Genomic DNA, 15,566 nt, shown 5'->3' with positions numbered 1-15,566 from the left:
CCAAATTTCAAATCGAAAACATCATGGCGGTGAGCACAAAGTCCAGGCCCAGCACCGCCAGAGAAGAAAGTACAACCGTGCGCGTTGTGGCTGCAGCCACGCCCTCGGGCGTGGGCTTGCAGGTCCAGCCCTGCAGCAGCGCGACGAAGTTCACCGTCAGGCCAAACACAACGCTTTTGACAACGCCGTTGCCGACATCGCCCCAAACGTCAACGCCGCCCTGCATTTGCGACCAGAAAGAGCCGCCGTCAACGCCGATGAGCGGCACTGCCACCAGCCAGCCGCCCAAAATGCCGACCGCCGAAAACACAGCGGCCAGCAGCGGCATGACCAAAGCGCCGCCCCAGAAGCGAGGAGCGAGCACGCGCCGCACGGGGTCCACAGCCATCATCTCCATGGCCGTGAGCTGCTCGCCCGCCTTCATCAGGCCGATCTCCGCCGTCAGCGACGTGCCCGCTCGCCCGGCATACAAGAGCGCGCACACCACGGGGCCGAGTTCGCGCACCAAGCTCAGCGCCACCAGCAGGCCCACAGCCTCGGCCGAGCCATAGCGCTGCAGCGTGTAATAGCCCTGCAGGGCCAGCACAAAGCCCACAAACAGGCCCGACACGCCGATCAAGGACAGCGAACGGTTGCCCAAGTAATACATCTGCTCGCGCACCAGCGCCATGCGCATCAGGGCGGCAGGCAGCAGCCCCAAGAGGCGCGCAAAGAGTCGCGCGGCGTAGCCGTAGTCGGCCAGTTTCAGGCGCAGATTGCGGCCCAGGGATGTGGCCAGGCGCTGCATCATGCCTGCCCTCCAGCAAAGCCAAAGTCATGGGCCACATCGGGTGCGGCCATGTGAAAGCGCACCGGGCCATCGGCCTGCGCGCCCACAAACTGCACCACCAGCGGGTCGGTGCTGTTGCGCAACTCATCGGGACTGCCCTGCGCCACGATGCGGCCATTGGCCACCATCACCACATGGTCGGCAATGGCAAAGGTTTCATGCAGATCATGCGACACCACCACGCTGGTCAAACCCAGTGCGTCGTTGAGGTCCCGAATCAAGCGTGCAGCCACCCCCAGCGAGATGGGGTCCAGGCCTGCGAAGGGCTCGTCATACAAGACCAGCTCGGGGTCCAGCGCAATGGCTCGCGCCAGCGCCACGCGCCGCGCCATGCCACCCGAAATCTCCGCCGGCATGAGGTCGCGCGCGCCGCGCAGGCCCACGGCGTTGAGCTTCATCAGCACCAAGTCGCGAATCATGGATTCCGGCAAGCGCGTGTGCTCGCGCAGCGGGAAGGCCACGTTTTCAAACACCGACAAATCGGTGAACAGCGCTCCGAACTGAAACAGCATGCCCATGCGGCGGCGCACGGCGTAGATGTCCCGCGCGTCCAGCACGCCGATGTCCTGCCCATCAAACAACACCGTACCGCGTGTGGGACGGATTTGGCGCGACATCAAACGCAGCAGCGTGGTCTTGCCCCCACCGGAAGACCCGATGAGTGCCACCACCTGACCGCGATGCACTTGCAGGTTCACACCTTCCAAGATGGTGCGCCCTGCGTAGCCGCACTCCACAGCTCGCACATCGATGAGCGGCGCGCGGCTTGAAGAGTCCAGTGAACTGGGGGATATGCCGATATAGGACATGCAAGCGGTGAGGCCAAAGGGGCCAATCATAGGGGAAGCCACTGGTGACAAGCTGGCAGGTATGCGTCAGCGCCATCCCCGCCACTAAGGGGGGGTAGGCAGCTATGGTGCAGCCCCACCCAAAGGCCAGACAGCGCGTGGACAAACGGCATGTCTTTCCCCGACAAGCGGCACGACACAGGCAGTTGAAGGATCCCAAAATGGCCATCAATCTTTTGAACAGACGCTGGCACGCAGGCATGGGTTCAACTCGTTTCAGAGCTGCCCTTCATGGCTTGGGCTTCACGCTCATGGAGGTGATGATCACGGTGGCCATTGTGGGCATCTTGGCTGCCATCGCCTTGCCCAGCTATCAGGACTACGTGCTGCGCGGCCATTTGGTGGATGCCAGCACCGGCCTGTCCACCGTGGCGGCGCAAATGGAGCGGCACTATCAAGACAACCGCAGCTATGCCACGGTCGGTGCCTTCACCAGCCCTTGCCAGGGCCGTACAGCGGAGCGCACCTTCAACCACTTCGTGGTGAGCTGCGCAGAGGACCCCACCGCCCTCACCTTCAGGCTGCAGGCCGTAGGCAGCGGGCCCACGGCGGGCTTTGTCTACACCCTCGATCAAGCGGGCGGGCGCTCCACCACCTCCGCGCGCACGGGATGGAATTCCTGTGCAAGCAAATGGATCTTGCGCAAGGGGGAGCCATGTTGAGTGCTCACGCCCGCCAAGGTTTCACCCTGATTGAGCTGATGGTGACGCTGGCCGTGTTGGCCACTCTGACGACATTGGCCACGCCCTCGTTCATGCGCTGGCTGGCCAACGCGCAAACACGCGCCATGGCCGACGAGCTGCAAAACGGGCTCAAGCTGGCGCAGGCCGAAGCCCTGCGGCTGCAGCGTCAAACTCTATTTTTTCGCAGCGCCGTCGTGGCCTGCGACGACCGCGCTCAGCCCGATAGCGCGGGCACGCACTGGGTGATTCGCACCATTCCCTTGTTGGCCGATGAGGCGGCACGCATCGTCCAATGTGGCGCCCTCAATGGGGCCAGCACCAATGTTCTTGTGGACGGTCCGGTCGCCCTGTGCTTCAACTCGATTGGACGACCGGTGGCCAACCCCGCCCCAGGGGTAGACGGGTTGCAGTGCGTGGTACCGAACAACGGACGGCTTCAATTCGACGCATCCAACGCCAAGGGCGATCGGGCCTTGCGCGTCACGGTCAGCGTCGGCGGAGGCATACGCATGTGCGACCCCAGCCGTGAGCGCAGCGTCGCGCCCGAAGGCTGCGAATGATGCCCAAGTGCACGAGCGCCCGGCGCTGCAGGCCTGCCAAGCAGCTGGGCATGTCGTTGATCGAGGTACTCACCGCGGTGCTGTTGATCTCCCTGAGCCTGTTGGGCTTGGTAGCGCTTTACGCCAGGGCAACACAGTACTCGGTCGAATCAGAAGACAGCTTGCGCGCCGCGTCGCTGGCCTCCGAGCTGGGCGCGCGCATGTGGGCCTGCAACACGGTCGAGCTCAGTGATGCGCAATTGCAAGCTTGGCAAGCGCGGGTGGCTGACGCACCCGCCGCCGGGCTGCCCCAGGGCACAGGCACGGTCACGCCAGGATCGGACAGGCAGAGTGCGCGCGTCACCATCAGTTGGCGCCCGCCCAGCGCCACCGCCGCAGCGGCAAACAGCCGCTATGAAACCGACATCGTGCTGGCGCAGCGGCCAGGCGCTGGCGCAGCTACGGCCTGCACCCTGCCGTAGAGAACACCATGCCGTACCTCCCCGCTTTGCAACACCGTCGGCGTGGCTTCTCGCTGGTTGAGTTGATGGTGGCCCTCACGATTGGGATCGTGTTGGTGTTGGTGGTTACCACCATGATGGCGCGCTACGAAGGCAGCCGCCGCACACTCACCAGCACCAACGACGCGGCCCAGACCGGCGCCTACCTGTCATACCTGCTGGACCAAGAATTGCGCAGCGCGGGCTCAGGCCTGACGCAAAACCGCGCGCAGGTCTGGGGCTGTGAAATCCTGGCCGCGCGCGCCGGTGTGCAAATCCTGCCGCACCCGGCCGCATTTGCGGCCCCTTTTGCTGCGTTGCCGCGTTCGGTGCGGCTGCTGCCCGTGCTCATTCATGCGGGCGCGGGCGCGGGCGGCTCGGACGTGCTGGCCATTGCATCGGGCGCGCATGGCATGGCCGAGGCCTCAATGGTGGTGGCCAACGCGGGCATCACTTCCAACAGCTTGCGCTTGGGCAACACGGTAGGGGTCTCGCCCAACGACTTGCTGCTGCTGAGCGGCAGCTTGGGCCGGTGCATGGTGCAGCATGTGTCTGAGGTGGAGCAAGCCGAGAATGCCGCCCCCAGCGTCGGCCTGGGTGGCACCTATCACGCCGAGACCATCAGTGGCACGCACCTGACGGACTTCAACCATACCCCTGTAGCGCGCATCTCGATGTTGGGCAGTGCAGCGCCCACAGCCAACCCGCCGCGCCTGCTGTTGCTCGGGCTGGGCAATGGCGGCCAGCTGATGAGCTTGGACCTGCTGCAAATCAACGGCAATGCGGTACCCACTTTGATGGCCGATGGCGTGGTGGCGCTGCGTGCCCTCTACGGGGTAGACGCCAATGGCGATGGGATGGTAGACGCCTGGGTGGCGCCGACCGCCGCCGGATTTGACGCTGCCACGCTGGCCGTAGCGCCCTTGCAGCGCTTGGAGCAAATCATGGCCGTGCGAGTGGACATGGTGCTGCGCAACGACTTGGTGGAGCGCGCTGCGGTCGCGCCCGCCTCGCTGACCCTGTTCGCCGACTTGGCGGCCGAGCAGCAGCAGGTCTACAACATCCCCGAGGCACAGCGACAGCAACGCCACCGCCTGGTGAGCGTGAGCGCGCCGCTGCGCAACGTCATGACCGCAGTGAGGGGTCTATGAAACAGCCCTTGCAGCGGCGCGCCCTCAGCGGCCCCCAACGCGGCGTTGTGCTGGTGTTCGCATTGATCGCACTCGTGCTGCTGCTGATTGGTGCCGGTGCCGTGGTGCGCTCCATGAATACCTCGCTGTTCAGCGCGGGCAACTACGGCTTCAAACGCGACCTGACCCACCAAAGCGACCGCGGCATGGTCGCGGTACTGAGCCACTTCACGGGTACGGGTGCGCTGGCCACGGAGGCGCCCCGGCGCACCTCTGCTCCGGCGCTGAACTACAGCGCCGCAATCTTGCCCACCAATGCCCAAGGCATTCCCAGGGCGTTGCTCAGCGAGGCCGACTTTGCCAACACAGGCAGCGCGGCCAACGACATCGTGGTGGCCGACATGGGGGTGAGCATCCGTTGGGTGGTCGATCGCCTGTGCAGCGCAAACGGACCGGCAGACCACGCGCATTGCGCCTCCGCCCTGGATATCCCCAAAGGCGGAAGCGCATCGCAGGAACAGCGCCCTGAGTTGTCTGGCGCTGGCGTGGCCGGTGCCGCGCCGGTTCAGATTGTTTACCGCGTCAGCATGCGCATCAGCGGCCCGCGCCATACGCAGGCGTTTGTGCAATCCACCTTCACACCTTGACGGCGCGCCCGCGTGCGCCCAATGCCGATATGAAGTCACCCCGCATCTCCCCTTGGCTTGGCTGCGTCGCGGCGCTGGGCGCTGGGCTGTCGCTGGGCGCCGCAGCGCAAACGGCGCTGGCCGATGGCCCGGTGTTCACATCCGTCAAAGTGCCCGGCAATGTCGCGTTGGCGCTGTCGGTGGAGTGGCCCACAGCCCTGAGCCCCGCCTACCCGGCGGCCTTGGGGGGCTACAACCCGGACAACGAATACATCGGCTACTTCGACGCCAACAAGTGCTACCGCTACAACTGGGGCGGCGACGCCAATTCGGCGGACAACTACTTCGACCCCGCCGGGCAAGCCAACAAGCACCGCTGCGCTGGCAAGTGGAGCGGCAACTTCCTCAACTGGGCCACGATGCACACCATCGACCCGTTTCGCCAGGCGCTCACTGGCGGAGCTCGGGTGCGGCAAGACAGCATCACGCTGCTGCAAAGAGCCTGGGCCTCCGGCCAGGGGGGCGGAAAGACCAGCTGGACCACCAACGGCGTCGCTGAGGCCACCCCCTTTGATGCATCAGGCATTCGCGTGCAGTCCGGAGGCTTGGGGTTCAAGTTCCGATTTAGCTTCACCAACGCTGCCATCAACACCGCGGTGGCCTACAACGGCAGCACGACTGCCGCCAACCAAAGCTATGAGGCCTTTGTGCGGGTGCGGGTGTGCAACCCCGCCGACAACGCTGGCGGCTTGGAGCGCAACTGCGTGCGCTACCCCTCGGGGGACTACCGGCCAGAGGGGCTGATTCAGGAGTACTCCGACCGCATGCGCTTCAGTGCCTTTGGCTACCTCAACGACAGTCGACTCGCGCGCGACGGCGGGGTGCTGCGCGCCAGCCAACGCTTTGTCGGCCCCAACCACCCCGTGCCCGGCGGGGTGGTCCAGGCCAATGCCTTGGCCGAGTGGAGCGCCTTTGACGGCAAGATTGTCTCCAACCCCTCGCCCGCGGATGTGGCCACCACCCAGGCCAACTTTGGTGTCACTGTAAGCAGCAGTGGTGTCATCAACTACCTGAACATGTTCGGGATGCTGAACACCGGCAACTACAAGTCCTTTGACCCGGTCTCGGAGCTCTACTACGCCGTGCTGCGCTATTTCCGCAACGTCGGCAATGTGGCGGCGTGGACGGACATGGGCGGGCAAAGTGCAGCGACAAAAGCCGCATGGCTTGACGGCTTCCCTGCCCAACGCCAATGGGACGACCCGATTCAATACGCCTGCCAGCGCAACTTCGTGTTGGGCATCGGGGATGTCAACACCCATGCCGACCGCAACCTGCCTGGCGCCACCGGCAGCAACGAACCAAGCAAGCCCTCGGAAGTCGCGAGTGACCGCTATTGGGACGACCGCACGCAAGCTTTTGTGCCACTCAATGCCGTGGCCTGGACCAACAAGGTGGGTGCCCTTCAGGGCTACACGGGTACAACCCTGGGCGAACGCTCGCCCCTGGGTTGCTGCAATGGCAACGGTGCTCTTATCGCAGGGCTGGCCTATTACGCCAACACCATGGATTTGCGCCCTAGCAAAAAGCCCGATGGCAGCGCCGACAACGTCGCCAAATCCAAAGGCCGCCAGTCGCTGCAGACCTATTGGATTGACGTCATGGAAAACGGCAGCCTCAAAAGCGCCACGGGCAACCACCAGTTTTATGCCGCAGCCAAATACGGTGGCTTCAATGTGCCCGACGGTTTTGACCCCCTGGCACGCAGCACCGACATCCCGCCTGAGTGGTGGCGCACCACCACCGAGCTGCTGCCCCTGACCAACGACCCCAAGCCGGACACCTTCTTTGTGGCGTCGCGTGCCGACTTGATGGTCAAGAGCCTGCACGACGCCTTTGAGCGCATGTCCCTGGCCATGAAGGCCTACACCACGTCCTTCTCGTTGTCAGCGCCTCAGGTGACGCAAAGCGGCACAGCCAGCTACAGCACGCAGTACGACGCTGAGAACTGGAGCAGCGAGCTCAGCGCCAGCAGCCTGTCCTTCGACCCCCAGTCTGGCGCCCCCACCAACGCCTTCCGTTGGAATTTCTCTGAACAGCTCAATGCATTGACCACCGCCGACGCTGGGCGTGGGTGGGATACGCGACGACGCCTCTTCAGCTACAACCCCCAACGACGCCAAGGCGTGCCGCTGCGGCTCAACCAACTCAGCAGCGCGCAGCAAGCAGCGCTGGACACCTCAGCCCGCGCGGGCAATGACGCAGCAGACTTCCTCAACTACCTGCGCGGCGACCGCAGCAAGGAAGCGTCGCGACTGCCCAGCACCGACAACGCGGGTGGCTACCGCAACCGCAACAAGCTGCTGGGCGATGTGGTCAACGCCAAGATTCGCGTCGTTGGCCCACCGCAAGCGCCCTATGACAACACCGCCAACCCTGGCTATTCGCAGTTCCGCGCCACATGGGCAGGGCGCAAAACCGTGGTCTATGTGGCCTCCAACGGCGGCATGCTGCACGCCATACAGGGTGATCTTGACGTTGCCAACGGCGGTGGCCGTGAACTCTTTGCCTACCTGCCATCGGCCGTGTTCAACGGCCCCAGCAACACACCTCAAATTGATGGCTTGGCCGCCTTGGCACGCACCGACTACACCCACCGCGCCTATGTGGACGCCACCCCGGTGGCCGTAGACCTTGACCTGGCCAACACCGTCAGCGGCGGGCGCAGCAGCGGAGATTGGCGCACCCTGCTGGTCGGCGGCTTGGGCAAGGGTGGGCGCAGCATCTATGCCCTGGACATCACCAACCCCACAGCCATCAGCAGCGAGGCCGATGCCGCCGCCCTGGCGCTGTGGGAATTCACCGACCCCGACTTGGGCTACACCTATGGCGAGCCCCTTGTGGTCAAAACCAAAGCGCATGGGTGGGTGGTGCTGCTGGGTTCGGGCCACAACAATCCGGATGGTCAGGGCTACCTCTACGTGCTGGACGCGCGCACCGGCGGGCTGCTGAAAAAGATTCAGGCCACCACCACAGGCAACACGCATGTGGTGGGCACCCCAGCCGCACCAGCGGCCATCTCCGCCGTGCAAGCCTACTTGCCTGACTTCGGCAGCCGTGAAGCCGAGACGGCCTATGTCGGCGACCTCAAAGGCAACCTCTGGCGCTTTGACCTCACCGATGCTGATGGCGACTACCCCAGCCCTGTGCACCTGGCGGCATTGGAAGACCAGGACGGCCGCCCCTTGCCCGTCACCAGCCGCCCTTTGGTGGTGCTGCTACCGGGCAGCAACCGCCGCTATGTCACCGTGGGTACAGGCAAGTTGCTGGACCCCAGCGACATGAACAGCACCCAACAGCAGCGCTTTTTTGCCATCTTCGATGGCTACGGGTCTTACTACGTCAAGGAGGACGAGCTTCCGCAGGGCATGAGCTATCCACTGCGCCCCAGAGACCTGCGCCACCTCAGCGATTTGACACAAAAACACATCTTCAACGACGCCACCGAGCGCGGCTGGTACATCGACTTGGACAGCTTTGGCCAAGGCAGCGGCTGGCGCTTGGTGTCAGACCCTGTGTCCTTCTTCGGCGCTGTCGCCTTCGCCCCCATGATGCCCAGCACGGCGGACGTCTGCCAGCCCTCGGGCAGCAGCCGCGTCTTTGCCATCGAGCTGGGCAGTGGGCAAACCGCCTTGTTGAGCGGGGCCTCCAGAGTGCCCTATGCCAGCGTGGACAGCGTGGTGACCGACCTGCACTTCTTGAGCGTAGAAGGCCTGGCCACCTTGATTGTGGGCAACGACCAGGGGCGAACCGGAACCATCTCCGGCACCTTCAACGAAACCCCGCCGCTGCGGCGTTTGAACTGGCGTCAGGTGCCCCTGCCGAACTGAGCGGGCGCAGCGGCGCGCGCGGCAGGTCAGCCCTTGTGGGCCCCACTGCCGCGCGTCGGCGCCTTCAGCGCGGCAGTTGGCTATGGCCCATCAGGAAGGCGTCCACCGCGCGCGCGGCTTGGCGGCCTTCACGAATGGCCCACACCACCAGCGACTGGCCACGGCGCATATCCCCCGCCGCAAAGACCTTGGGCACATCGGTGGCGTAGCCGCCCTGCTCGGCCGTGCTGGCGCGGGCATTGCCACGTGGGTCCTGGCTCACGCCAAAAGCCTGCAGCACCTGGCCCACGGGGGCCACAAATCCCATGGCCAGGAAGACCAGGTCGGCGGGGATGAGTTCCTCGCTGCCCTCGACCTCGCTCATCTTGCCCCCGCTCCACTGCACGCGCACCGTCTGCAGCGCAGCCACACGGTTTTTGTCTTTGCCCTTGCCGGGCAAAAAGGCCTTGGTGGCAATGCCAAAAGTGCGCTCACAACCTTCGTCGTGGCTGGAGGAGGTGCGCAGCTTCAACGGCCAGTAGGGCCAGGTCAGCGGTTTGTCTTCCTGCTCGGGCGGGCGTGGCATGAGTTCAAACTGCGTCACGCTCACAGCCCCGTGGCGGTTGCTGGTGCCCACGCAATCGCTGCCGGTGTCGCCACCGCCAATCACCACCACGCGCTTGCCATCGGCGCGAATCGGGGCTTTGAGCTTGTCGCCCGCATTGGCCTGGTTTTGCTGTGGCAACAACTCCATGGCGAAGTGCACGCCCTCAAGATCACGCCCGGGAATGGGCAAATCGCGTGACTGCTCGGCGCCACCGGCCAGCAGCACGGCGTCGAACTCCTGCAGCAGGGCCTGTGCCGACACCTGCTCCTGCGCGTGGTTGGTGACCTTGCTGTCGGCCGGCCATTCCCCCACCAGCACGCCGGTGCGAAACACCACACCCTCGGCCTGCATCTGCGCCACGCGCCGGTCGATGTGCGACTTCTCCAGCTTGAAGTCCGGAATGCCATAGCGCAGCAGCCCGCCCACGCGGCTGTTCTTCTCAAACACCGTCACCGCATGGCCAGCGCGCGCCAGCTGCTGCGCTGCCGCCAGGCCCGCAGGCCCTGAGCCGACCACGGCCACACGCTTGCCGCTGAGCTGAGCGGGCGGCTGCGGGCGCACCCAGCCCTCGGCCCAGCCGCGGTCGATGATGGCGTGCTCGATAGACTTGATGCCCACGGCGTCGTTGTTGATGTTGAGCGTGCAGGCCGCCTCGCACGGCGCGGGGCAGATGCGCCCGGTGAACTCCGGGAAGTTGTTGGTGCTGTGCAGCACCTGCAGCGCCAGCTCCCAGTCTTGGGCACTGCCGCGGTAGACCAAGTCGTTGAAGTCAGGAATGACGTTGTTGACCGGGCAGCCGTTGTTGCAAAACGGCGTGCCGCAGTCCATGCAGCGCGCGCCTTGTTGCTGGGCCTGTTCGGCATTGAGGCCGATGACGAACTCTTTGTAGTTCTTCACGCGCTTGGCGACCGGGGCATAGCCCTCTTCCAGCCGCTCGTACTCCATGAAGCCGGTGACTTTTCCCATGATGTGTAGGCTCCTTGATCGGGTCAGACGCGGGTGGTGGGCTTGGCTGCAGCGCGGGCGCTGTCGCTGGTGTGGGCGATGGCCTGTGCGGCCTCGCGTGCAGCGTGCAGCTCGCCCAGCGCGCGGCGGTACTCATGCGGGAACACCTTGACGAAGCGCGCACGCGATTCGGCCCAGTGGTCCAGGATGTGGCGCGCACGCGTGCTGCCAGTCCAGCGGTGGTGGTCTTCCACCAGCTTCTTGACGATGGCCTCATCGCTGAGCGCCTCGGCCTGTGGGCTGAGACGGTGCCAGGTCGAGCGGTCTTGCAGCGCTTCCTGTTCGGCCGCAGGCAGCAAGGGGCCCAGGGCCACCATGGACTTGTTGCAGCGTTTGGCGAAGTCGCCATCTTCGTCGTACACAAAGGCCAGGCCGCCGCTCATGCCCGCGGCAAAGTTGCGCCCGGTCTTGCCCAGCACCACCACCGTGCCGCCGGTCATGTACTCGCAGCCATGGTCGCCCGTACCCTCCACCACAGCGCTGGCGCCAGACAAGCGCACCGCAAAGCGCTCGCCCGCCACGCCACGGAAGAAGGCCTCGCCGCGCGTGGCGCCGTAAAGCACCGTGTTGCCGACGATGATGTTGTGCGTGGCCTCACCGCGGAACTCGATGGAGGGGCGCACCACCACCCGGCCGCCCGAGAGGCCCTTGCCGGTGTAGTCGTTGGCGTCGCCAATCAGGTAGAGCGTGAGCCCCTGCGCCAGGAAAGCACCAAAGCTCTGCCCGCCCGTGCCTTCCATCTGGATGAAGACGCTGTGGTCCGGCAAGCCTTGCGGCAGGCGGCGCACCAGCTCACCGCTGAGCATGGCGCCCACGGTGCGGCGCACATTGCTGACCTGCTCCATGAACTGCACCTTCTCGCCGCGCTCGAATGCAGGCAGGCACTTCTCGATGAGCTTCACGTCCAGCGCCCGCTCCAAGCCGTGGTCCTGGCGGTCCTGGTGGCGGCGGGCCACTTCCGCCGGCAGGGTCGGGCGGTGGAAGACGCGGCTGAAGTCCAAGCCCTTGGCCTTCCAGTGGCTGATGCCTTTTTTGGTGTCCAGCAAATCGGCGCGCCCCACCAAGTCTTCGAACTTGCGAATACCCAGCTGCGCCATGATTTGGCGCGCCTCTTCGGCCACGAAGAAGAAGTAGTTCACCACGTGTTCAGGCTTGCCTGCGAACTTGCGGCGCAGTTCGGGGTCCTGCGTGGCCACACCCACGGGGCAGGTGTTGAGGTGGCATTTGCGCATCATGATGCAGCCCTCCACCACCAGCGGCGCGGTGGCAAAGCCCACCTCGTCAGCCCCGAGCAAAGCGGCAATCACCACGTCGCGCCCGGTCTTCATCTGGCCATCGGCCTGCACGCGCACACGGCCGCGCAGGCGGTTGAGCACCAGGGTTTGTTGCGCCTCGGCCAAGCCCAGTTCCCAGGGCGTGCCCGCGTGCTTGATGGAGCTCCAGGGCGAGGCACCCGTGCCACCGTCGTGCCCGGCAATCACGATGTGGTCGGCCTTGGCCTTGGCCACGCCCGCAGCGATGGTGCCCACACCGACTTCGGACACCAGCTTGACCGAGATGTCGGCGCGCGGGTTGACGTTCTTCAGATCATGAATGAGCTGAGCCAGGTCTTCGATGGAGTAGATGTCGTGGTGCGGCGGCGGGCTGATCAAGCCCACGCCCGGCACCGAGTAGCGCAAAAAGCCGATGTACTCGGACACCTTGCCGCCAGGCAGCTGACCGCCCTCACCGGGCTTGGCGCCCTGGGCCATCTTGATCTGGATTTGATCGGCGCTCACGAGGTACTCGGCCGTGACGCCGAACCGCCCCGAAGCCACCTGCTTGATGCGCGAGCGCAGCGAGTCTCCGGCCTGCAGCTCGTAGTCGGCCTCCACCACATGGCTGCCCACCACGTCTGAGAGCTTGGTGCCGCTGTGGATGGGAATGCCCTTGAGTTCGTTGCGGTAGCGCGCTGGGTCCTCGCCGCCCTCGCCGGTGTTACTCTTGCCGCCGATGCGGTTCATGGCCACGGCCAGCGTGGCATGGGCCTCGGTGGAAATGGAGCCCAGCGACATGGCGCCCGTGGCAAAGCGTTTGACGATTTCTGCGGCCGGCTCGACCTCGTCCAGCGCGATCGCTTGCGAGGGGTCGAAGCGGAACTCAAACAAGCCGCGCAGCGTCATGTGGCGGCGGCTTTGGTCGTTGATGATTTGCGCGTATTCCTTGTAGGTCTCAAAGCGGTTGGAACGCGTGCTGTGCTGCAGCTTGGCAATGGCGTCGGGCGTCCACATATGCTCTTCGCCGCGCGTGCGCCAAGCGTATTCGCCCCCGGCGTCCAGCATGCTCTCCAGCACCGGGTCGCGCTGGCCTTGCGCGTTGCCAAACGCGGCTTCGTGCAGGCGAATGGCCTCTTGCGCTACCTCGAACACGCCAATACCGCCCACCTGCGTGGGTGTGCCGCGGAAGTACTTCTCGACAAACTCGCTGCGCAGCCCAATCGCTTCGAAGATCTGCGCGCCGCAGTACGACATATAGGTGGAGATGCCCATCTTGGACATGATCTTGGACAGCCCCTTGCCCACTGCCTTGATGTAGTTGGCAATGGCTTTTTGCGGCGTCAGGCCCCACTGCGCGGCAGCGTCGGCCAGGGTCTCCATGGTCAGATAGGGGTGCACGGCCTCAGCGCCAAAGCCCGCCAGCACGGCGAAGTGGTGCACCTCGCGCGCCGTGCCGGTTTCCACCACCAAGCCCGCCGTGGTGCGCAGGCCCTCGCGCACCAGGTGGTGATGCACGGCCGACAGCGCCAGCAGTGCCGGAATGGCCACGCGCTGCGCGGCCAGGGCGCGGTCACTCAAGATCAAGATGTTGTGGCCGGTCTTGATGGCGTCCACCGCTGAAGCGCACAGCGATGCAAGCTGTGCCTCCACGCCCTCACGCCCCCAGGGGCGCGGGTAGGTGATGTCCAGCTCATAGGCCTTGAACTTGCCACGGGTGTGGCCCTCAATGGCGCGCAGCCGCGCCATGTCGGCAAAGTCCAGCACCGGTTGCCCCACCTCCAGCCGCATGGGCGGGTTCACGGCGTTGATGTCCAGCAGATTGGGCTTGGGGCCCACAAAGCTGTTGAGCGACATCACGATGGCTTCGCGTATCGGGTCAATGGGCGGGTTGGTGACCTGCGCAAACAGCTGCTTGAAGTAGTTGTAGAGGGGCTTGTTTTTGTCGGACAACACGGCCAGGGGCGAGTCGTTGCCCATGGAGCCAATGGCCTCCTCACCCTGCTGTGCCATGGGCTGCAGCAGGAATTTCAAGTCTTCCTGCGTGAAGCCAAAGGCCTGCTGACGCTTGAGCAAATCAGCACCCACCCCTGGCGCCTGAGCGGGCTCGGCGCAGGCAATGGCGTCGAGCTTGACGCGCACGTTTTCAATCCACTGCCGGTAGGGCCGCGCGTTGGCGTATTGGTTCTTCAGCTCCTCGTCGTCGACGATGCGGCCTTGCTCCAAGTCGATGAGGAACATCTTGCCCGGCTGCAGGCGCCACTTCTTGACGATCTTGCTCTCAGCAAAGGGCAAGACGCCGGATTCGGAGGCCAGCACCACGAGGTCGTCGTCCGTCACGCAATAGCGCGCCGGGCGTAGGCCGTTACGGTCCAGCGCCGCGCAGACTTGGCGCCCATCGGTAAAGACCATGGCGGCCGGCCCGTCCCAGGGCTCCATCATGGCGGCGTGGTATTCGTAGAAGGCACGGCGGCGCTCGTCCATGCCCTCGTGCTGCTCCCAGGCCTCGGGGATCATCATCATGGCGGCATGGGCCAACGGATAGCCCGCCATGGTCAGCAGCTCCAGGGCGTTGTCAAAAGTCGCGGTGTCGGACTGGTGCTCAAAGCTGATGGGGTAGAGCTTCTTCAGGTCTTCACCCAGCACGGGCGACTTCATCACGCCCTCACGGGCACGCATCCAGTTGAAGTTGCCCTTGACGGTGTTGATCTCGCCGTTGTGCGCCACCATGCGGTAGGGGTGGGCCAACGGCCACTCGGGGAAGGTGTTGGTGGAAAAACGCTGGTGCACCAAGGCGATGGCCGAGACGGCGCGCGGGTCGGCCAAATCACGGTAATAGCTGCCCACCTGGTCGGCCAGCAGCAGGCCTTTGTAGATGACTGTGCGGCAACTCATGCTGGGCACGTAGTACTCGCGGCTGTGCGTCAGGTGCAGCGCCTGGATGGCGCTGGAAGCCGTTTTGCGGATGACGTAGAGCTTGCGCTCCAGCGCATCGGGCACGATGACATCGGGCCCCCGCCCGATGAAGATCTGGCGAATCACCGGCTCCTTGTCCCGCACCAGCGGGCTCATGGGCATGTCCCGGTCCACCGGCACATCGCGCCAACCCAGCAACACCTGGCCTTCAGCACGCACCGCCCGCGCCAGCTCCTGCTCGCAAGCCAGGCGCGAGGCGTGTTCCTTGGGCAGGAAAATCATGCCCACGCCATACTCCCCCAAGGGCGGCAGCGCCACGCCCAGGCTGCCATCGGGCGCCACGCCGTTGCGTGCCATGTCCTCGCGGTAGAGCGCGTCGGGGATTTGGATCAGGATGCCCGCCCCATCGCCCATCAAGGGGTCCGCGCCCACGGCGCCGCGGTGGTCCAGGTTCTCCAGAATCTTCAGGCCCTGCTCAATGATGGAGTGGGACTTGACCCCCTTGATATGCGCCACAAAGCCCAGACCGCAGGCGTCTTTTTCTGACTGCGCTTGGTAGAGCCCATCGCGCCCCAGCGCAGCCCGCTCGGCGGCTGTGGCCTGGGTGGACGCCAATACTTCCAGCTCCTGCTTTGCGGCCTGATGGCCCTGGGGAATCGCTGCCGACATGGGTAGCCTCCGACACACTGAGTTCTGAATAAACCCAATTTAGTGCAGCGCACCATGAGCAGCAAGACAAATTAATTGGGGTCAGACCCTTT

Annotated in this window: 10 protein-coding genes; 6 read left to right on the top strand and 4 right to left on the bottom strand. The window is 64.9% G+C overall.

What is annotated here, in order from left to right:
• Positions 1-7: 7 nt before the first annotated feature.
• Positions 8-790 (bottom strand): lipid asymmetry maintenance ABC transporter permease subunit MlaE, encoded by a 783-nt coding sequence (gene mlaE / locus ACG0Z6_RS01450; RefSeq protein ID WP_394458151.1) that lies wholly within the window; start codon positions 788-790, stop codon positions 8-10.
• The gene (locus ACG0Z6_RS01445) at positions 787-1,668 is read right to left on the bottom strand and encodes an ABC transporter ATP-binding protein (protein ID WP_394458148.1); all 882 of its coding nucleotides are present in this window, start codon (positions 1,666-1,668) and stop codon (positions 787-789) included. Before ACG0Z6_RS01445 ends, mlaE begins: the two co-directional genes overlap by 4 nt.
• A gap of 209 nt (positions 1,669-1,877) precedes the next feature.
• Here ACG0Z6_RS01445 and ACG0Z6_RS01440 point away from each other — a divergent pair, with 209 nt between their 5' ends.
• From ACG0Z6_RS01440 to ACG0Z6_RS01415, 6 genes are read left to right on the top strand one after another with little or no spacing between them, the layout of a single operon-like run.
• Entirely contained in the window at positions 1,878-2,339 is a 462-nt protein-coding gene (locus tag ACG0Z6_RS01440) for a type IV pilin protein (protein ID WP_394458145.1), read from the top strand.
• Positions 2,333-2,920 carry a pilus assembly FimT family protein gene (locus ACG0Z6_RS01435; protein WP_394458142.1) on the top strand — a complete coding sequence of 196 codons (588 nt, stop codon included), beginning with the start codon at positions 2,333-2,335 and terminating at the stop codon, positions 2,918-2,920. Before ACG0Z6_RS01440 ends, ACG0Z6_RS01435 begins: the two co-directional genes overlap by 7 nt.
• 50 nt (positions 2,921-2,970) lie before the next feature.
• Positions 2,971-3,381 (top strand): type IV pilus modification PilV family protein, encoded by a 411-nt coding sequence (locus tag ACG0Z6_RS01430; RefSeq protein WP_394458140.1) that lies wholly within the window; start codon positions 2,971-2,973, stop codon positions 3,379-3,381.
• 8 nt (positions 3,382-3,389) lie between these two features.
• Positions 3,390-4,550: a PilW family protein gene (locus ACG0Z6_RS01425; RefSeq protein ID WP_394458137.1), complete on the top strand. Its 1,161-nt coding sequence runs from the start codon at positions 3,390-3,392 to the stop codon at positions 4,548-4,550.
• Positions 4,547-5,176, top strand: coding sequence for a hypothetical protein (locus tag ACG0Z6_RS01420; RefSeq protein WP_394458134.1), 630 nt, complete (start codon positions 4,547-4,549; stop codon positions 5,174-5,176). Before ACG0Z6_RS01425 ends, ACG0Z6_RS01420 begins: the two co-directional genes overlap by 4 nt.
• A gap of 29 nt (positions 5,177-5,205) precedes the next feature.
• Positions 5,206-9,045, top strand: a complete 3,840-nt coding sequence (locus tag ACG0Z6_RS01415; RefSeq protein WP_394458131.1) for a pilus assembly protein — start codon at positions 5,206-5,208, stop codon at positions 9,043-9,045.
• Between the two features lie 64 nt (positions 9,046-9,109).
• On the opposite strand, the gene ACG0Z6_RS01410 is transcribed toward ACG0Z6_RS01415, so the two are convergent.
• Positions 9,110-10,597 (bottom strand): glutamate synthase subunit beta, encoded by a 1,488-nt coding sequence (locus ACG0Z6_RS01410; protein WP_394458128.1) that lies wholly within the window; start codon positions 10,595-10,597, stop codon positions 9,110-9,112.
• Between the two features lie 23 nt (positions 10,598-10,620).
• Entirely contained in the window at positions 10,621-15,474 is a 4,854-nt protein-coding gene (locus ACG0Z6_RS01405; protein WP_394458125.1) for a glutamate synthase-related protein, read from the bottom strand.
• Positions 15,475-15,566 lie beyond the last annotated feature (92 nt).

The sequence above is a fragment of the Roseateles rivi genome (assembly GCF_043555845.1).
GTDB lineage: Bacteria > Pseudomonadota > Gammaproteobacteria > Burkholderiales > Burkholderiaceae_C > Roseateles > Roseateles rivi.
Note: the sequence above shows the minus strand (reverse complement) of the source record. Positions and strands in the feature narration are given on the sequence as shown.

Coding starts and splice junctions, on each gene's coding strand:
- mlaE (WP_394458151.1), bottom strand. CDS start 790: ATGATGCAGCGCCTGGCCACATCCCTGGGCCGCAATCTGCGCCTGAAA.
- ACG0Z6_RS01445 (WP_394458148.1), bottom strand. CDS start 1,668: ATGATTGGCCCCTTTGGCCTCACCGCTTGCATGTCCTATATCGGCATA.
- ACG0Z6_RS01440 (WP_394458145.1), top strand. CDS start 1,878: ATGGGTTCAACTCGTTTCAGAGCTGCCCTTCATGGCTTGGGCTTCACG.
- ACG0Z6_RS01435 (WP_394458142.1), top strand. CDS start 2,333: ATGTTGAGTGCTCACGCCCGCCAAGGTTTCACCCTGATTGAGCTGATG.
- ACG0Z6_RS01430 (WP_394458140.1), top strand. CDS start 2,971: ATGTCGTTGATCGAGGTACTCACCGCGGTGCTGTTGATCTCCCTGAGC.
- ACG0Z6_RS01425 (WP_394458137.1), top strand. CDS start 3,390: ATGCCGTACCTCCCCGCTTTGCAACACCGTCGGCGTGGCTTCTCGCTG.
- ACG0Z6_RS01420 (WP_394458134.1), top strand. CDS start 4,547: ATGAAACAGCCCTTGCAGCGGCGCGCCCTCAGCGGCCCCCAACGCGGC.
- ACG0Z6_RS01415 (WP_394458131.1), top strand. CDS start 5,206: ATGAAGTCACCCCGCATCTCCCCTTGGCTTGGCTGCGTCGCGGCGCTG.
- ACG0Z6_RS01410 (WP_394458128.1), bottom strand. CDS start 10,597: ATGGGAAAAGTCACCGGCTTCATGGAGTACGAGCGGCTGGAAGAGGGC.
- ACG0Z6_RS01405 (WP_394458125.1), bottom strand. CDS start 15,474: ATGTCGGCAGCGATTCCCCAGGGCCATCAGGCCGCAAAGCAGGAGCTG.